This is a genomic window from Streptomyces sp. NRRL B-1140 (genome assembly GCF_001280065.1).
Classification (GTDB): domain Bacteria; phylum Actinomycetota; class Actinomycetes; order Streptomycetales; family Streptomycetaceae; genus Streptomyces.
Window position 1 is genome coordinate 15295 of the sequence record NZ_LGEA01000097.1, and the last position, 16390, is coordinate 31684.

The following is a 16390-nucleotide window of genomic DNA, read 5'->3' on the forward strand; positions in this document are numbered from 1 at the left end:
GAGAGAAAGCGCTAGCCGCGCGAGATGACGGCGAGCTCGCGCGCCAGTCGCCGCACCGCCGCGGCGGGCGTCTGGTGCCCGGCCATCGCGTCGTGCACGACCGCCTGCACCACCAGGCTCACCTGGCCGTAGCGCGGACTCTTGGGGCGCGGCTCGGCGGCCAGGACGCTCGTCCGCAGCGTCGGCAGGTAGGGGAACCTGCGGATGAGCGCGGGATCCCGGTAGAGATCCGCGCGCACGGGCGGCAGCGCGCCGCGCGTGAGCACCTGCCGCTGAACGCCCTCACTGGTGAGGTACGCGATCAGGCGGGCCGCCGAGTCGGGGTGGCGCGCATGCGCGCTGACGGCCAGGTTGGAGCCGCCCAGGACGCTGGTCCCCGGCCCGCCGGGTCCGGGCAGGGGTACGGCACCGACCTTCCCGGCGACCTTCGAACCGGGGGCGGAGGCACCGACGTAGGCGTAGGGCCAGTTCCGCAGGAAGAGCAGCCGGCCGTCCTGGAAGGCCTGTTTGGACTCCTCTTCCTTGTACGTCAGCGCTTCCCTCGGGATCCAGCCCTCGCGCACTCCGCGCGCCAGGAACCCGATGCCCTCGCGGGCCGCCACGGAGTCGACGGTGACGCGCTCGCCCTCGTCGCCGAGGATCGAGCCGCCCGCCGAGTAGACGGCCTCGGCCGCGTTCACGGTGAGGCCCTCGTAGGGCAGGAACTGCCCGGCATAACCGTCGAGGCCGTGCCTCGGGGCGATCGTCTTCGCGTACCGCTCCAGCTCCGCCCAGGTCCTCGGCGGATCGACGCCCTCCTTCGCGAGGACGTCCTTGCGGTACAGCAGCAGGCCGGCGTTGGTGACGTACGGGACGGCGTAGAGCTGTCCGTCGTAGGTCGCCGTGTCCACGACCGGCTGGAGGAAGGTCTTCAGGGGGAAGCGGTCCCGCGGCAGTGGCCTGATCCAGCCCGCAGCGGCGAACTCCGGGGTCCAGTTGACGTCGATGTTGAGCACGTCGAACCGGCTGCGGTCGACGTCGCGCAGGTCGGTGATCATCTGCGCCTGGGTCTCGTCGGCCGAGTCCGGCAGCTCGACGAGGGTCACCTTCTCGCCGAGGTGGGTGCGGTTCCAGCCCTCCAGCAGAGGGCCGAGATAGCCGGTGAGGTCCCCCGCGGTGGCCAGCGTGAGCGGCCCGCGCCCGTCCCCGGAGGGCTCGCCCGCCTGTGCTCCGGCGGCGACGTAGCCTGTCAGGACCACGACGAGAACAAGGAGGGCCCTACCCGCGGCATGGATCCACCGCATAGGTTCCTCCCTGTACACCGGCGCTGGGCACCCTTGCCCGGAATCAGAGGCCATGTATACCTGTTAGGTATGGGCGATACTAGGGCCTGGAGCACATTGGACCGGACAGGAGGACTGCACGCGTGCGCCTGCCCCTCCTGGCCCTCCTCGCCCGCGGACCCGCCCACGGCTACGAGCTCAAGCAGGACCTTGAGCAACTGCTGGGCTCCGCGTACCCTCAGCCGAATGTCGGCCAGATCTATGTGACCCTCGGCCGCCTCGAGAAGTCGGGACTGATCGAGGGCGAGGACGTGGCGCAGTCCAGCCGGCCCAATAAAAAGGTCTACCACCTCACCGACGCCGGGCGGGAGGAGCTGCGCGCCTGGTTCGAGGAGCCCGAGGACGAGCCGCGGGTACGGGACGAGTTCTTCATGAAGCTGGCGCTCGCTCCGCAGACCGGCCTCGCCGAGCAGATCACCCTGATCAACCAGCAGCGGCGCCAATACCTGAACACCATGCGGCAGCTGTCGAAGCTGGCCGCCGCCGAAGACCGCGACAACCGCATCGCCCAGCTGCTGATCGAGGGTGCGATGCTGCACCTGCAGGCCGACCTCGACTGGCTGGAGCGGTGCCAGGAAGAGCTGGAGGAGCTGGAGTGAGCGACGACCGTCCCGCTCCTGTGCTGCGCGCCGAGGGGCTGGTGAAAACCCACCACGGCGAGGGCGCCCCGGCCCACGCCGTGCGCGGGGTCGACCTGTGCGTACGGCAGGGCGAGTTCGTGGCGATCACCGGCCCGTCCGGCGCGGGCAAGTCGACGCTGCTGCATCTGCTCGGCGGACTCCAGCGGCCGGACGCGGGCCGCATCTGGCTCGACGGCGAGTCCACCGACACCTACGGCGAGGCGCGCTGGGCGGTGGAGCGCCGGAAGCGCATCGGCATCGTCTTCCAGTTCTTCAACCTCGTCTCGAACCTGTCCGTCGCCGACAACGTGGAGCTGCCCGCCCTGCTCGCCGGGACCCCGCCGAAGCAGGCGCGCGCCGAGCGGGAGGGGCTGCTGGCCGAGCTGGGCCTGACGGGCAAGGAGCGCAGCATGCCCGGCGAGCTGTCCGGCGGTGAGCAGCAGCGCGTCGCCCTGGCCCGGGCCCTGGTCAACCACCCGCCGCTGCTGCTGGCCGACGAGCCCGCGGGCAGCCTCGACAGCAAGGGCACCCGCGAGGTGATGCGGCTGCTGTCCCGCTTCCACCAGCGCGGCCAGACGATCGTGCTGGTCACCCACGACGCCCGGCTGGCGAGCGCCGCGGACCGGGTCATCAGCTTCTTCGACGGCAGAATCGCCGACGACGCGGCACTCGACGGCGGCAGCACCCCGCCGCGCCGGTCCGGCATATCCGGTGTGCTGGAGCTGAAGGACTGACATGCGGGTGCTCGACGACCCCCGGAAGGGCTGACCCGGATGCGAGCCACCCTGCGCTGGGCCCACTCCGATCTGCGCACGCACCGCGGCGAGGCGCTGTTCCTCGTCCTCGCCACCGCCGGCATCGTCGCCTCCCTGCTGCTGGCCACGGCCTTGTTCGGATACGCCACGAACCCCTGGCAGCGCGTCTTCACGCAGTCGCACGGCGCGCATGTGTGGCTGCACACGGACACGGCGGCCGACACCGGGAAACTGGCCGGTCTGGACGGCGTGGAATCCGTCGTCGGTCCCTACCCCAGCGCCGCCACCACCGTCGCCGCGCGTGGCAGCCGCGCCGCCGTCGAACTGCGCGGCATGCCGGAAGGGTCCTCCGACGGCCGCCCGCCGCTGGTCTCCGGGCACTGGCTGGACCCGTCGCGTCCCAACGGCGTGGTTCTGGAGAGCCGCCTGGCCCGTGCCCTGCTGGCCGGGCCCGGCGACACCCTCGACGTGCCCGGCACCGCCCGCGAGCTGACCGTCGTGGGCCTCGCCGACAGCGCCGAGCCGCGCTACCGGCCCGGGGAGCAGCCGGGTCTGGTGTGGGCACTGCCGTCGGCCGTGCCGGACCCCGGCGGCCAGGTGATCGGGCTGCGGCTGACGGACCCGGGCGACACGTCCTACATCGTCCAGCGCGCGGTGACGATGCTGGGCTCCGGGGCGATCGGCGAGGTCTCCACCTGGCAGCAGGCGCGGGCCGAGGCGCAGGGCGACAACCGGCTGCTCGGTCAGGTGCTGGGGCTGTTCGGGCTGGGTGCGCTGGTCGCGGCCGGACTCGCCGTGCACGGGGCGATCGGCACCCGCATCCGCGGGCACCTGCGCGACCTCTCCGTTCTGAAGGCCATCGGCTTCACGCCCGGCCAGGTGGTCCGCATCTTCCTGCTCCAGCACCTCGCCTACGCCCTGCTGGGCGCCCTGGCCGCCGCCGCCCTCGCCGAGGCCCTGGGCAGCCGCATACCCGGGCGGCTCGGGGACGCGGTCGGCGTGTGGCAGGGGCTGCCCGGCCACACCGCGGCGCTGCTCGTGGTGCCGGTGGGCGCGGTGCTGTTCATCGGCGCGACCACCGGGCTGGCCGCCTGGCGGGCCGGGCGCGTGCCGCCGGTGCCGGTGCCGAGATCCGCCGCGACTCCGGGCGGACGGCTGTCCGGCGTGGCGCGGCGGGCCCTCGGCGTGCGGGTACCGCCCGCGCTGGTGCTCGGGTGGCACCGGGCGTTCACGCGCCGCCCCCGGTCCCTGGCCACGGTCGCCCGGCTCACGCTGCCCCTGCTGCTGATCGTCGTGGCGGTGAGCGCCTGGACTACCCTCGACCGCTTCCACAGCGAACCCGAGCGGATCGGCCTGCCCACCACGCTCAGCGTCCGCGCCGACGCCGGTATGGGCGAACAGCAGGCCCGCTCCCTCCTGGAGAGCGACCCGGAGGTGACCGCCGCCTACCCGGGCGTGGAGACGACCGCCCTGGGTCCGAGCCAGACCGCGACCATCGCCCTGCGCGGCCTCGGCACCCGGCAGGATCCCTACCCCTACACCCTCGCCGAGGGCCGTCCGGCCCGCGGCACCGACGAGGCCGTGGCCGGGCAGGGGCTGCTGGACCTGCTGGACGTGCGCGTGGGCGCCTGGGTCCGGATGACCGTCGGCGACCAGCCGCAGATCCTGCACATCGTGGGCCGCAGCATCGAGCCGGAGAACGCCGGCCGGGTCATCTCCACGTCCCTCGACACCCTGCGCGAGAACAACCCGGGGCTGCGCCCGACCCTCTACGAGCTCCGCCTGGACCCCGGGGCCGACCCGCGGGAGGTCGCCGACCGGCTCGCCGCCGCAGGGCGCGGTCATCTGGACGTGCACAGGGTGGCGAACCCGGCGGACGGACTGTCCCCGTTGCGTGCGGTCGTCGCCTGGCTGATCGCCGTCCTCGCCCTCATCGGGCTCATCGAGCTGCTGACCGCGATCGGCGGCACCGTCCGGGAGAGCGAACGGGACCTGCTGGCCCTGAAGGCCATCGGGCTGTCCCCCCGGCAGATCACGGCGATCACCGTCACGGCCACCGGCCTCACGGCCCTGGCGGCCGTCCTCGCCGCCATCGCCCTGGGCCTGCCCCTGGCCCGGTGGCTGATCGACGCCCAGGGCAGGTCCAGCGGCATCGGCTCCGGGATCGCCCAGGGCCCCTCGGCGATCCTGATGGTGCTGCTCGGGGCGGCGGCGGTGCTCTGCGCAGCCGCACTGGCGGCCCTCCCCGCGGCCCGGGCGGCCCGACGGCGCCTCGCGGACACGCTGAGCGCGGTGGCCTGACGCCGTCACCGCCCAGGAGTCAGCCCCCGTAAGGGTGCTGAGGGGGGTACGGGGGCCGGGGGTACGGGGTGTACGGCTGCTGGGGATGTGCGGCGTACGGGTACTGCCCGTTCGGCGCGTAGGGATACCGATACCCGTACGGGTTCCCCTGCGGGGGCACGTGGGGCGAGCCGGCCGGGGGCATCGGAGGGACCGGCCCGGGCACGGGCGGGTGCGTGGCCGGATGGGCGTTCAGCCGGATTCCGTACCGGCGCTTCAGCCGCCGCATCTCCAGCAGCGCGATGGCGGTGACCGTCACGGGCGCGCCCAGGATGAAGACGATGCCAAGGGTGAGGCTGAGCCCGTGCAGATCACCGGTCACCAGGTCCGGGACGGCCACCAGCCAGCTGGTCACCAGGGCGAGCAGCGGCGGCAGGCAACGGTGGACGGCGGCCGTTCCGAAGAAGTTACCCGAGACCCGCACGGCTCCGGAGGCCGTGAAGGCGAGCAGCCAGAGCATCAGCATGCCGAACCCGATGATCCCGGCGACGTTCCCGGACGCGTTCACCGTTCGCACCAGCAGCAGCACGGCGGCCACGCAGCCTACGAACAGCACGAGCAGCGCGAGGGACCTGAGCAGCGGCGCCCTCAACTGCCGTACCGTGCCGCCACGCCGCCACACCCACAGCATCGCCCCGACGGTGAGCGGGGTGAGGAAGAGCAGGACGACCGAGGCCGTCATCGCGTTCTCCAGCAGCTCCGTGAGGTCGAAGCCGCCCTCGACGAAGGTGTAGACACCGAGCGAGGCGACCGCGCCGGCGATGACACGGAACCGCTTCAGGCGCTCCACGGACGGGTCGAGCGACTGCGGGATCCACGCGGGATGGAACACCGCCCGGGCCGCGTCGTGGGGTTTCAGCACGGCCCCCGCCGTCAGGGTGCCGCCCGTCCAACTGCCGCGTGTGCGTGCCACTTCGCGCTCCCCCGAGCACTCGCCGTGATGATCGCCCGGGAGTCTACGGGAAGCGGACGGCGCGCTGCCGCCCGCTTCCCGTACGGCGGTGGTCACCTTCGGCCGCGCAGCTCCCGGTACGTGGCGACCAGCGCCTGTGTGGAGGCGTCCAGGCCCTCGACCTCGGCGTCCCCGGTGAGCGCGGGCTCGACGCGCTTGGCGAGGACCTTGCCCAGCTCCACGCCCCACTGGTCGAAGGAGTCGATGTTCCAGACGGCGCCCTGCACGAACACCTTGTGCTCGTAGAGGGCGACCAACTGGCCGAGCACGGACGGCGTCAGCTCGGGCGCGAGGATGGTGGTCGTCGGGTGGCCGCCCCGGAACGTCTTGTGCGGCACCAGCTCCTCCGGCACTCCCTCGGCCCGCACCTCCTCGGGGGTCTTGCCGAAGGCGAGCGCCTGCGTCTGGGCGAAGAAGTTGGCCATCAGCAGGTCGTGCTGTGCCTTCAGCTGCTCGCTCAGCTCCGCGACGGGCCGGGCGAAGCCGATGAAGTCCGCGGGGATCAGCTTGGTGCCCTGGTGGATGAGCTGGTAGTAGGCGTGCTGCCCGTTGGTGCCCGGCGTGCCCCACACGACGGGACCCGTCTGCCATTCGACCTCGCGCCCGTCCCGGCCGACGTACTTGCCGTTGGACTCCATGTCGAGCTGCTGCAGGTAGGCGGTGAACCTGGACAGGTAGTGGCTGTACGGCAGCACCGCGTGCGACTGGGCGTCGTGGAAGTTGCCGTACCAGATGCCCAGCAGGCCCAGCAGCAACGGCACGTTGGACTCGGCGGGCGCGGTCCGGAAGTGCTCGTCGACGATGCGGAACCCGTCGAGCATCTCCCGGAAGCGGTCCGGGCCGATGGCGATCATGAGGGCGAGGCCGATCGCCGAGTCGTAGGAGTAGCGGCCGCCGACCCAGTCCCAGAACTCGAACATGTTGGCCGTGTCGATGCCGAACTCGGCCACCTTCTCGGCGTTGGTCGACAGCGCCACGAAGTGCTTGGCCACGGCGGCGTCGTCACCGAGCGCGTCCAGCAGCCAGGTGCGCGCGGACGTGGCGTTGGTGACCGTCTCGATGGTGGTGAAGGTCTTGGAGGCGATGACGAACAGCGTCTGTTCCGGGTCCAGGTCCCGGACCGCCTCGTGCAGGTCGGCGCCGTCCACGTTGGATACGAAACGCACCGTCAGCGAGCGGTCCGTGAAGGCGCGCAGCACCTCGTAGGCCATGGCGGGGCCGAGGTCGGAACCGCCGATGCCGACGTTGACGATGTTCCGGATCCGCTTGCCGGTGTGGCCGGTCCACTCGCCCGACCGCACCCGGTCGGCGAAGTCCGCCATCTTGTCGAGGACCGCGTGCACCTCGGGCACCACGTTCTCGCCGTCGACCTCGATCACCGCGTCCCGCGGGGCGCGCAACGCGGTGTGCAGCACGGCGCGGTTCTCGGTGGTGTTGATCTTCTCACCGCGGAACATGGCGTCGCGCAGCCCGAAGACGTCGGTGGCGGCGGCCAGTTCGCGCAGCAGACGCAGGGTGTCGTCGGTGACGAGGTGCTTGGAGTAGTCGACGTACAGGTCGCCGACCCGGAGGGTGTACCCGGTGCCGCGGCCGGCGTCGGCGGCGAACAGCTCGCGCAACCGGACGTCGCCGAGCTCCTCGCGGTGCTTGGCCAGTGCCGTCCACTCGGGCATCTGGTTGAGTCTGGTACGGCCGTCTGCGTTCATCTCGGACTTCAGCCTTCTTTCCTGTCCTGCCTGCGTACCTTGCCCCGCTGCCGGTCCCAACCTAGTTGATCAGCGTGTGGCGTCGGCTGTCGTGGTGCCGTCCTCCGGCTCGACGACAGATACGTTCACCGTGCGCACGGGTATCAGCGCGATGACGGCGAGGACGAAGAAGGCGGCCGTGAGCAGGGGCGGGGTGCTGGGTCCCCAGGCGGTGGCGACGGCTCCGCCCAGCAGGGCGCCGAGGGGGACTCCGGCGAAGGCCAGGGTCCGGAAGGCCGAGCTGACCCGGCCCAGGAGCCCTGCGGGACTGCGTTCCTGCATGAGCGTGGTCGTGTTGACGTTCCACACCATGCCCAGGAGCCCGAACACGGCCAGCGCGGCGACCAGCACGGTCAGGCTGCGCACGGTGCCCATGACGACGAGAAGGGCGGTCTGCACCGAGCCGGCGAGGAGCACCGACCGCAGCCGGCCGAGGCGCGCCACCAGCCGGCCGTTCACCACTCCCCCGGCCAGGCTGCCCAGGGTGAAGGCGGTGCCCGCCGCCGCGTATCCCGCGGGGCCCGCCCGCAGCCAGTCGGTGACGAGGACGACCAGCAGGGCGAGCATGGTGCCCATGCCGATGTTGCACAGAGCCGTGGCGGTGCACAGGGCGCGCAGGGCCCGGTCGCGCCACAGGGTGCGCAGGCCCTCGGCGATCTCCCGGCGCAGGGTGCTGCCCGCGGGTCTCGGCTCGCGGTCGGGCCGGGCGGCCGGCAGGGAGCCGATCAGCGCCGCGGCCACGAGGAAGGTCACGGCGTCGGCCGCGAAGGGCGCGGCGGTCCCGGCCGCCAGCAGCAGGGGCACGACGGGGCCGCCGAGCAGGCCTCCGGCTATGCGCTGACCGGTCATCAGCCGGGCGTTGGCGCTGCCCAGCGCCTCCCGGTCGACCAGGGCGGGCAGCAGTGCCGTGGCGGCGTTGTCGAAGAGGGTCTGGAGGGTGGTGAGCGCGACGGCCAGCGCGATGAGCAGGCCGATCGAGGCATGTCCGAACGCGACGGCCAGCGCGAAGAGGGCCACCAGCAGCCCGCGCAGGGTCTCCACCGTCCACATGGCCCGCCGTTGGTCGACTCGGTCGGCGACGGCCCCGCCGAGCAGGCCGAAGACGATCCAGGGCAGATAACCGCACGCCGTGACGGACGCGATGAGCAGCGGATCGTCGGTCAGGGTGACGGCCAGCAGGGGCAGTGCGGCCGTGCGCAGCGCGTCGCCGAAGCTGGACAGCACGGCGGCACCCCACAACCGCCCGAAGCCACCGCGCCACGCGGGCGCGCGCACTCCCCCGGCCTCGACCGTCGCCACCGCTCCCCCTCATGGTTCGTCCGACGCACAAACCGTAGAGGGCACCACTGACAATCGGCTGACGGTGACGGCGGTGGGGCACGGACGGGGAGCACCCGCTGGTGCGAAAAGGCCGGCCGGGCACCCGCTGGTGCCCGGCCGGTCCCGACTTCTAGATCTCGCCCCGCAGTTTGGCGAGCGCCTCCGCGAGGATCGCCTCGCCGTCCGCGTCGCTGCGCCGCTCCCGCACATACGCCAGGTGGGTCTTGTAGGGCTCGGTGCGCGGCGGGTCCGGCGGGTTGTCCCGGTCCTGGCCCGCCGGGAAGCCGCAGCGGGGACAGTCCCAGGTGTCGGGCACCTGCGCGTCGCTGGCGAAGCTCGGCTGGGTCTCGTGTCCGTTGGAGCACCAGAAGGAGATGCGCAGCCGCGGCGCGGACTCGCCGCGCTCGGCCTCGCCCATCGGCCCCGCCCCGACCCGGCTTCCCCGGATCGCGTTGCCACTTGCCACGGTCGTAACTCCCTGCGTGATGGTGCCGCGAAGCGAGTCGGCGTTCCGCTTCGCCGCGAGCGCCTCAGTCTACGTAAGGCCCAACGCGCGTCCAGTGGCTGGAGTTACCAACCCTCACACCTGGACGCAAGCCCCATGATAGGCCGCGCTCAGCTGCGCGTACCGAACATGGGGCTCTACGTACGAGTTCCGTGCGGCGTGCGGCTCGGTCAGTTGTTCACCTTCATCAGGATGCCGAGCACGACGATGCACGCGAACCACAGCAGACCGATCACGACGGTGATCCGGTCGAGGTTGCGCTCGGCGACCGAGGAGCCGCCGACGGAGGACTGCATGCCGCCACCGAACATGTCGGAGAGGCCGCCGCCCTTCCCCTTGTGCATCAGCACCAGCAGCATCAGCAGCAGGCTGAAGACGATCAGGGCGATCGAGAACCCCAAAACCACGGCTGGACCAACTTCCTCGGATTCGGATGGACGACGCGGGGCCCAGCACGGCGCTGGACCCCGCAAGGGTACGACGGATCGCCGCTACCGCATACTCACTGGTCGCGGAAGCGCACGATCTTGACGAACTCGTCGGCGTCCAGCGAGGCGCCCCCGACCAGGGCACCGTCGATGTCGGCCTGGGCCATGATCTCCGCGACGTTGCCGGCCTTGACCGAGCCGCCGTACTGGATGCGGACCTTGTCGGCCAGGTCCTGCGAGTACAGCTCGGCGATCTTGCCGCGGATCGCCGCGCAGACCTCCTGGGCGTCCTCGGCGCCGCAGACCTTGCCGGTGCCGATGGCCCACACGGGTTCGTAGGCGATCACGACGGTCTCGGCCTGCTCGGCGGGGAGGTCCTTCAGACCGCCCTCGACCTGGGTGAGGGTGTGGGAGACGTGGTTGCCCGCCTCGCGGACCTCCAGTTCCTCGCCGACGCAGAGGATCGGGGTCAGGCCGTGCTTGTAGGCGGCCTTGACCTTGGCGTTCACCAGCTCGTCGGTCTCGGCGTGGTACTGCCGGCGCTCGCTGTGGCCGATGGCGACGTACGTGCACTTCAGCTTGGCCAGCATGGGGCCGGAGATCTCGCCGGTGAAGGCACCGCCGTCGTGCGCCGAGATGTCCTGGGCGCCGTACTTGATCTTGAGCTTGTCGCCGTCGACCAGGGTCTGCACGGAGCGCAGGTCGGTGAAGGGGGGCAGGACGGCGACCTCGACGGCCTCGTAGTCCTTGTCGGCCAGGGCGAAGGCGAGCTTCTGGACGTGCGCGATGGCCTCGAGGTGGTTGAGGTTCATCTTCCAGTTGCCCGCCATCAGCGGCGTGCGCGTGCTCATATGGGGTCAGTCCTCCAGTGCGGCGAGGCCGGGGAGCGTCTTGCCCTCGAGGTATTCGAGGGAGGCGCCGCCACCGGTCGAGATGTGGCCGAATGCGTTCTCGTCGAAGCCCAGGATGCGGACGGCGGCGGCGGAGTCGCCACCGCCGACCACGGTGAAGGCCTTCGAGTCGAGGAGAGCCTGGGCGACGGCCTTGGTGCCCTCGGCGAAATCGGGGTGCTCGAAGACGCCCATGGGGCCGTTCCAGAAGACGGTGGCGGCGTCGGTGATCTTCGAGGCGTACAGCTTGCGGGACTCGGGACCGATGTCCAGGCCCATCTGGCCGGCCGGCATCGCGTCCGCGGCGACCGTGCCGGGCCGCCCCGGAGCCTTGGTCTTGAGGTCCGGGAACTCCGGCGCGACCACGACGTCCACGGGCAGGACCAGCTCGACGCCGCTCTTCTCGGCGCGCTCGATGTACTCCTGGACGACCGGGAGCTGGTCCTCCTGGACCAGGGACGAGCCGATCTCGTGGCCCTTGGCCTTGAGGAAGGTGAAGACCATGCCGCCGCCGATGAGCAGGCGGTCGGCCTTGCCGAGCAGCTGGTCGATGACGGCGAGCTTGTCGGACACCTTGGCGCCGCCCAGGACGACGGCGTAGGGGCGCTTGACGTCGTCGGTGAGCTTCTTCAGGACGCCGACCTCGGTGGCGATGAGGTGGCCGGCGTAGTGCGGCAGGCGGGTCGGGAGGTCGAAGACGGAGGCGTGCTTGCGGTGCACCGCTCCGAAGCCGTCCCCGACGTAGAGGTCCGCGAGGGCGGCGAGCTGGTCGGCGAAGGCGCCGCGCTCGGCGTCGTCCTTGCTCGTCTCACCGGCGTTGAAGCGCAGGTTCTCCACGACGGCGACCTGGCCGTCGGCGAGGCCGGCGACCGTGGCCTGGGCGGACTCGCCGACCGTGTCGGTCGCGAAGGCCACCTCCGAGCCGAGGAGCTCACCGAGGCGCGCGGCGGCCGGGGCGAGCGAGAAGGCGGGATCCGGGGCACCCTTGGGACGGCCCAGGTGGGAGGCGACGACGACCCGGGCGCCGGCGTCGGCGAGGGCCTTGACCGTGGGCAGCACGGCGCGGATGCGGCCGTCGTCGGTGATGCGCGTGCCGTCCAGCGGCACGTTCAGGTCGGCGCGGACGAAGACCCGCTTGCCCGCCACTCCCTCGGAGAGGAGTTCGTCGATCGTCTTCATGAAGGGGACTCCTGAAAGAGCTCGTTATCGCTCGTAAGTGCTCGTGATCGAACAGCTCTGATCTGTACGTGCGTCAGGGCTCGGACGGCGCGACCGCGCGCTGCCCGAGCCCTGCTCTCACACCGTGGTGCCTGACTATTCGATCAGAGCTGGTTACCGACGAAGACCGTGAGGTCGACGAGACGGTTGGAGTAGCCCCACTCGTTGTCGTACCAGCCGATGACCTTCACGTTCTTGCCTTCCTGGACCATGGTCAGGGAGGAGTCGAAGGTGCAGGACGCCGGGGCGTTCACGATGTCGGAGGAGACGATCGGGTCCTCGGTGTACTCGAGGATGCCCTTGAGCTCGCCCTCCGCGGCCTTCTGGAAGGCGGCGTTGACCTCTTCCTTGGTGACCTCGCGCCCGAGCTCCAGGACCAGGTCGGTGACCGAGCCGGTCGGGACCGGGACGCGCATCGCGATGCCGTCCAGCTTGCCCTTGAGCTGCGGCAGGACCAGCGCGGTGGCCTTGGCGGCGCCCGTGGTGGTCGGGATGATGTTCTCGGCGGCGGCACGCGCGCGACGCAGGTCCTTGTGCGGGAAGTCCAGGATGCGCTGGTCGTTGGTGTACGCGTGCACCGTGGTCATCAGACCCTTGACGATGCCGAAGTTCTCGTCGAGGACCTTCGCCATCGGCGCCACACAGTTGGTGGTGCAGGAGGCGTTGGAGATGACGTGGTGGTTCGCCGGGTCGTACTTGTCCTGGTTGACGCCCATCACGATGGTGACGTCCTCGTCCTTGGCCGGAGCCGAGATGAGGACCTTCTTCGCGCCACCGGCGAGGTGCTTCTCGGCGTCGGCCTTCTTGGTGAAGATGCCGGTCGACTCGATGACGATGTCGACGCCCAGCTCGCCCCAGGGGATGTCGGCGGGGTTGCGCTCGGCCAGGACCTTGATGGTCTTGCCGTCGACCGTGATCGTGTCGGCGGTGTGGGTGACCTCCTGCTTGAGGCGGCCCAGGATCGTGTCGTACTTCAGCAGGTGGGCGGTGGTCGCGGTGTCACCCAGGTCGTTGACAGCCACGATCTCGATGTCTGCACCCTGCTCCAGCAGCGCGCGGAAGTAGTTACGACCGATGCGGCCGAAGCCGTTGATGCCTACGCGGATCGTCACGAACCGATCTCCTCGTTGGTACGCCGGCCATGAAGTGCCGGCGAGCTCTGTTTGGGATGTCCCCGACCGCCTACGACCCTACCTCCCTGGAGGGCCGGTGGTGACATCCAGATGCCTCATACACGGCAGGGCGGTCCGTACCCGCCAGTAGGGGTACGGACCGCCCACCGCCGCGAGCAAGATCACTCGATTTCGCTACCTCACGGGTTCCCTGTTGACCAGGGAACTCACCCGTCGAGGGAAGCGAGTGCCTTCCTCATCAGCGCCGTCCGCTCGGCCGCCGCGGTGACGTGCTCCAGGCCGAAGCCCAGCAGCACCGTGTCGTCCGTGGTGACCGCGCCGTACGTCTGGAACAGGGCGCCGGTGCGGGCCCAGTCCTTGAGGACGGCCGGACTGCCCGCGGGCGGCCCGGCCGGCTTCCAGGCACCGAGCGAGGTCTCGAAGCCCTCGGTCTCCTTCGCCGTGCCGCCGACGACGAGCGAGGCGTCGTCGGCGAGGACGCCGCGCCCGCCGCTGCCCGGGTCGGTGACGTAGCTGATGGAGAGTTCGACCGTCTTGCCGGCGTAGGCGCTCAGGTCGAAGTTCACCTGCTGCCAGCCGTTGGAGGCGCCGGTGAGGCTGTTCCACGTGCCGGTGGTGCCGGTCGCGGTGCAGCCGTCGGCGGCCACGGTCAGGTAGTGCTTCAGCCAGGGGTGCTCACCCACGTAGAAGCCGCCCTGGCACTCCGTCGGCACGGCGGTCCTGGTGGCGCCGCCCGCCTCGGGAAGGGTCGTCCAGTCGTCGGCGCCCGCGGTGCGGGCCTCGACGATGACGTGGTCGTAGCCGGGCTCGGTGTCCCACAGCAGCTGGGTACGCAGGGTGGGCTTGTCGCCCCCGGGGACACCGGTGAGGTCCACGGTGCGGGTGAGGCGCTTGTAGGCGTCGTCGGTGTGGACGGCGGCGGCCATCGAGGAGCCCGCGTACGGGCCGTAGGGGCTGGCCGTGCCGGCGAACCGCCCGGCGCCCTCGCTCGCGAACTGGGGGAACGTGTCGGGGCGCAGTTCGTCGGAGGTGACGCTGTAGGTGCCGGCCTTGTCCAGCGGGTTGCCGGGGGCGGCACCCAGCGGGCCGGAGACACCGCTCAGGTCGCCCGAGCCGGTGAAGCCGGTGGCCCCCGGCGTGGCGGTGCGGGTGTAGGCGCCCAGGTAGTACTGGCTGAAGTCGTTCGACAGCGCGCCGCCGCCGAGGTCGACGTTGCCGCCTGCCTGCTCACCGGCCTCGATCAGCCGGCCCCCCTCGTTGAGGTAGGCCCGAAGCTGGAGCTGGGTGGCGTTGCCCGGGACACTCGCGCCCGTGTAGTGGACGACGGTGCCGAAGTGGCTCAGGACGCCCAGTGCGTCCGGAGCCCCTTGCTCGGCCACATCCCAGACGACGGCCTTGCGGCCGCTCGCCTTGAGCGCGTCCACGTACGTCTGTGCCTGCGTGGCGGTCGCACCCTCTTCGGCGATCACGAGGGTGTTCGCCCGGGGCCGCTCGGCGACGGTGTAGGTGAAGCGCTCACTGGAGAGCTTCTTGCCGTTCTTCGCCTCGCCGGTGAACCACACCTCGACCTTGTCGCCCGGCTCGCCGTCCTTGACCTTCGCCCGGTACTCGTCGAAGTAGAGGTTGTCCTCACCGCCGTAGGTCTCGCCGCCCTTCCAGGGCCTCAGCGCCATGTCCCAGGTGCGGCCGCCGTTGACGCGGTACTTGAGCTCCTTGTCGCGCACCGACTTCCGTACGACGACGGAGACCTCCTGGTCGGCGCCGCGGGAGTACGAGGTGGTGAACGCGGCCGGGGTGAAGTCGGCGGCACTCAGGCCGACCGCCGAGGACGGCCGGTCGGGGTGTGCGGCGGACTCGGCGACGGAGAGCGCGAACGGGACGTTCTTGGCGAACTCCTGCTGGATCAGCTTCTCGTCGTCCGGGAAGGTGAAGACCGACTGGCAGTCGGAGGCCTTCCACTCGTCGTTCGGGTTCAGGTCCGAGGCCGTCTGACAGGTCGACATCTCGGGGGTGAACATCGCCAGGCCGTTGACGTTGGCCGCGTGGCCGTCCGCTTCACCGTTGGTCGTGTACAGCTCGGAGGAGAGCTGCGGGTGGTAGCCCGGGATCGCGGAGTTGTCGGGCGTGCCGGCGAGCGCCTCGTACACGACGTCGTCCGGGGTGTGCGTGGCGACCTGCCAGCCGACCCCGTAGAGGAGGAGTTCGGCGGCGGAGTGGTAGTTGATGCCGTACGTGAAGCCGATCCGCTTCTGGAAGGCGTCCAGGGCCTTCGTCTCCGGCTCGGAGTTCGGGCCCGCGCCGCGGTAGGTCTGGCTGGTGGGGTTGGGGGACGAGCCCTCGTCGTCGTAGCCCCACTTGTAGGCGAAGTTGCGGTTGAGGTCGACGCCGTCGCCGGTGGTGATGGCGCCGTCGCCGTTGACGTCCCGCAGGTTCTTGCGCCACTGGCGGTTGGCGGGGTCCGCGAAGGTGTAGTCGTAGCCGTCGGGGTTGGCCGACAGCAGGAACCACAGTTCGGTGGAGTCGACGACCTTCTTGACGCGCCGGTCCTTCTTGTAGTTGTCCAGGTAGTGGTGCATCAGACGCCGGGTCATCTCCGGCGTGATCCATTCGCGCGCGTGCTGGTTGGACATGTACAGGACCGAGGGTTTGGAGCCGTCCTTCGTCTTCTTCGCGCCCTTGGTGAGCTTCAGCGCGAGGATGTCCTGGCCCTTGATCGTCTTGCCGATGGAGACGACCTTGGTGAGGTCCGGGTGGTCCTGGGCGGTGCGCAGGAGCTCCTCCCGCAGGCCGCCCTTGCCGCTGTACGGGCGGAACACGCCCTCGGCGGCGTCCTCGACCCGGGCCGCGGCCCGGGTGGAGAGTTCGTGCTCGGTGAGGTCGACGCCCTCTTTCTCCAGCTTCTTCGCCTGCTGGTCCGTCAGGTAGACCTCGACGGTCGCGGTGCCCTTCTCCGGCACCCGCTCACTCAGTTCGTGGCCGTCCTGGCCGGCCGCCAGCAGCAGGGGTACCTGCTTCTGCGTGACGTCGGCGCGGAAGACCTTGACTTCCTCCGGGTCGGACAGGGCCGGGCTCCCGGGTCGTGCCTGGGCGATGGGTGCGAAGCTCGCTCCGCCGATCAGGAGCGCGCCGACAGCGAGGATCGATCTCGCTCTTCGTCTCATG

13 protein-coding genes are annotated in these 16390 nt (G+C 70.8%); 3 read left to right on the plus strand and 10 right to left on the minus strand.

Translation table 11 applies throughout. The annotated features are described in order from the left end of the window. Window positions 1-11 precede the first annotated feature (11 nt). A complete protein-coding gene (locus ADK65_RS17935) occupies window positions 12-1283 on the minus strand; it encodes an ABC transporter substrate-binding protein (protein WP_053671186.1) in 1272 nt (423 codons plus the stop codon). A gap of 122 nt (window positions 1284-1405) precedes the next feature. Between ADK65_RS17935 and ADK65_RS17940 the strand changes: the two genes are divergently transcribed. The 3 genes from ADK65_RS17940 to ADK65_RS17950 are packed head-to-tail and all read left to right on the plus strand — an operon-like array spanning window position 1406 to window position 4998. Continuing rightward, a complete protein-coding gene (locus ADK65_RS17940; RefSeq protein ID WP_053671187.1) occupies window positions 1406-1921 on the plus strand; it encodes a PadR family transcriptional regulator in 516 nt (171 codons plus the stop codon). Then, the gene (locus tag ADK65_RS17945; protein WP_107092316.1) at window positions 1918-2676 is read left to right on the plus strand and encodes an ABC transporter ATP-binding protein; all 759 of its coding nucleotides are present in this window, start codon (window positions 1918-1920) and stop codon (window positions 2674-2676) included. The genes ADK65_RS17940 and ADK65_RS17945 overlap by 4 nt, the downstream gene beginning before the upstream one ends. Before the next feature lie 39 nt (window positions 2677-2715). After that, window positions 2716-4998, plus strand: a complete 2283-nt coding sequence (locus ADK65_RS17950; protein WP_053671189.1) for an ABC transporter permease — start codon at window positions 2716-2718, stop codon at window positions 4996-4998. 19 nt (window positions 4999-5017) lie between these two features. Here the strand turns inward: ADK65_RS17950 and ADK65_RS17955 are convergent, their stop codons facing one another. The 9 genes from ADK65_RS17955 to ADK65_RS17995 all read right to left on the minus strand — a co-directional run bounded on the left by ADK65_RS17955 (window position 5018) and on the right by ADK65_RS17995 (window position 16389). Continuing rightward, window positions 5018-5950 (minus strand): hypothetical protein, encoded by a 933-nt coding sequence (locus ADK65_RS17955; RefSeq protein WP_053671190.1) that lies wholly within the window; start codon window positions 5948-5950, stop codon window positions 5018-5020. 92 nt (window positions 5951-6042) lie between these two features. Continuing rightward, the gene (gene pgi / locus ADK65_RS17960; RefSeq protein ID WP_053671191.1) at window positions 6043-7695 is read right to left on the minus strand and encodes a glucose-6-phosphate isomerase; all 1653 of its coding nucleotides are present in this window, start codon (window positions 7693-7695) and stop codon (window positions 6043-6045) included. 69 nt (window positions 7696-7764) lie between these two features. After that, a complete protein-coding gene (locus ADK65_RS17965; protein WP_053671192.1) occupies window positions 7765-9033 on the minus strand; it encodes an MFS transporter in 1269 nt (422 codons plus the stop codon). Between the two features lie 151 nt (window positions 9034-9184). Then, window positions 9185-9520: an RNA polymerase-binding protein RbpA gene (locus ADK65_RS17970; protein WP_003957010.1), complete on the minus strand. Its 336-nt coding sequence runs from the start codon at window positions 9518-9520 to the stop codon at window positions 9185-9187. 209 nt (window positions 9521-9729) lie between these two features. Continuing rightward, window positions 9730-9966 (minus strand): preprotein translocase subunit SecG, encoded by a 237-nt coding sequence (secG, locus tag ADK65_RS17975; RefSeq protein ID WP_094052663.1) that lies wholly within the window; start codon window positions 9964-9966, stop codon window positions 9730-9732. Window positions 9967-10061: 95 nt separating this feature from the next. Continuing rightward, window positions 10062-10838 (minus strand): triose-phosphate isomerase, encoded by a 777-nt coding sequence (tpiA, locus tag ADK65_RS17980; protein ID WP_053671193.1) that lies wholly within the window; start codon window positions 10836-10838, stop codon window positions 10062-10064. A gap of 6 nt (window positions 10839-10844) precedes the next feature. Then, the gene (locus ADK65_RS17985; protein WP_053671194.1) at window positions 10845-12056 is read right to left on the minus strand and encodes a phosphoglycerate kinase; all 1212 of its coding nucleotides are present in this window, start codon (window positions 12054-12056) and stop codon (window positions 10845-10847) included. A gap of 143 nt (window positions 12057-12199) precedes the next feature. Continuing rightward, entirely contained in the window at window positions 12200-13207 is a 1008-nt protein-coding gene (gene gap / locus ADK65_RS17990; RefSeq protein ID WP_053671195.1) for a type I glyceraldehyde-3-phosphate dehydrogenase, read from the minus strand. Window positions 13208-13434: 227 nt separating this feature from the next. Next, a complete protein-coding gene (locus ADK65_RS17995) occupies window positions 13435-16389 on the minus strand; it encodes a M14 family metallopeptidase (protein ID WP_053671196.1) in 2955 nt (984 codons plus the stop codon). Between the last annotated feature and the right edge of the window lies 1 nt (window position 16390).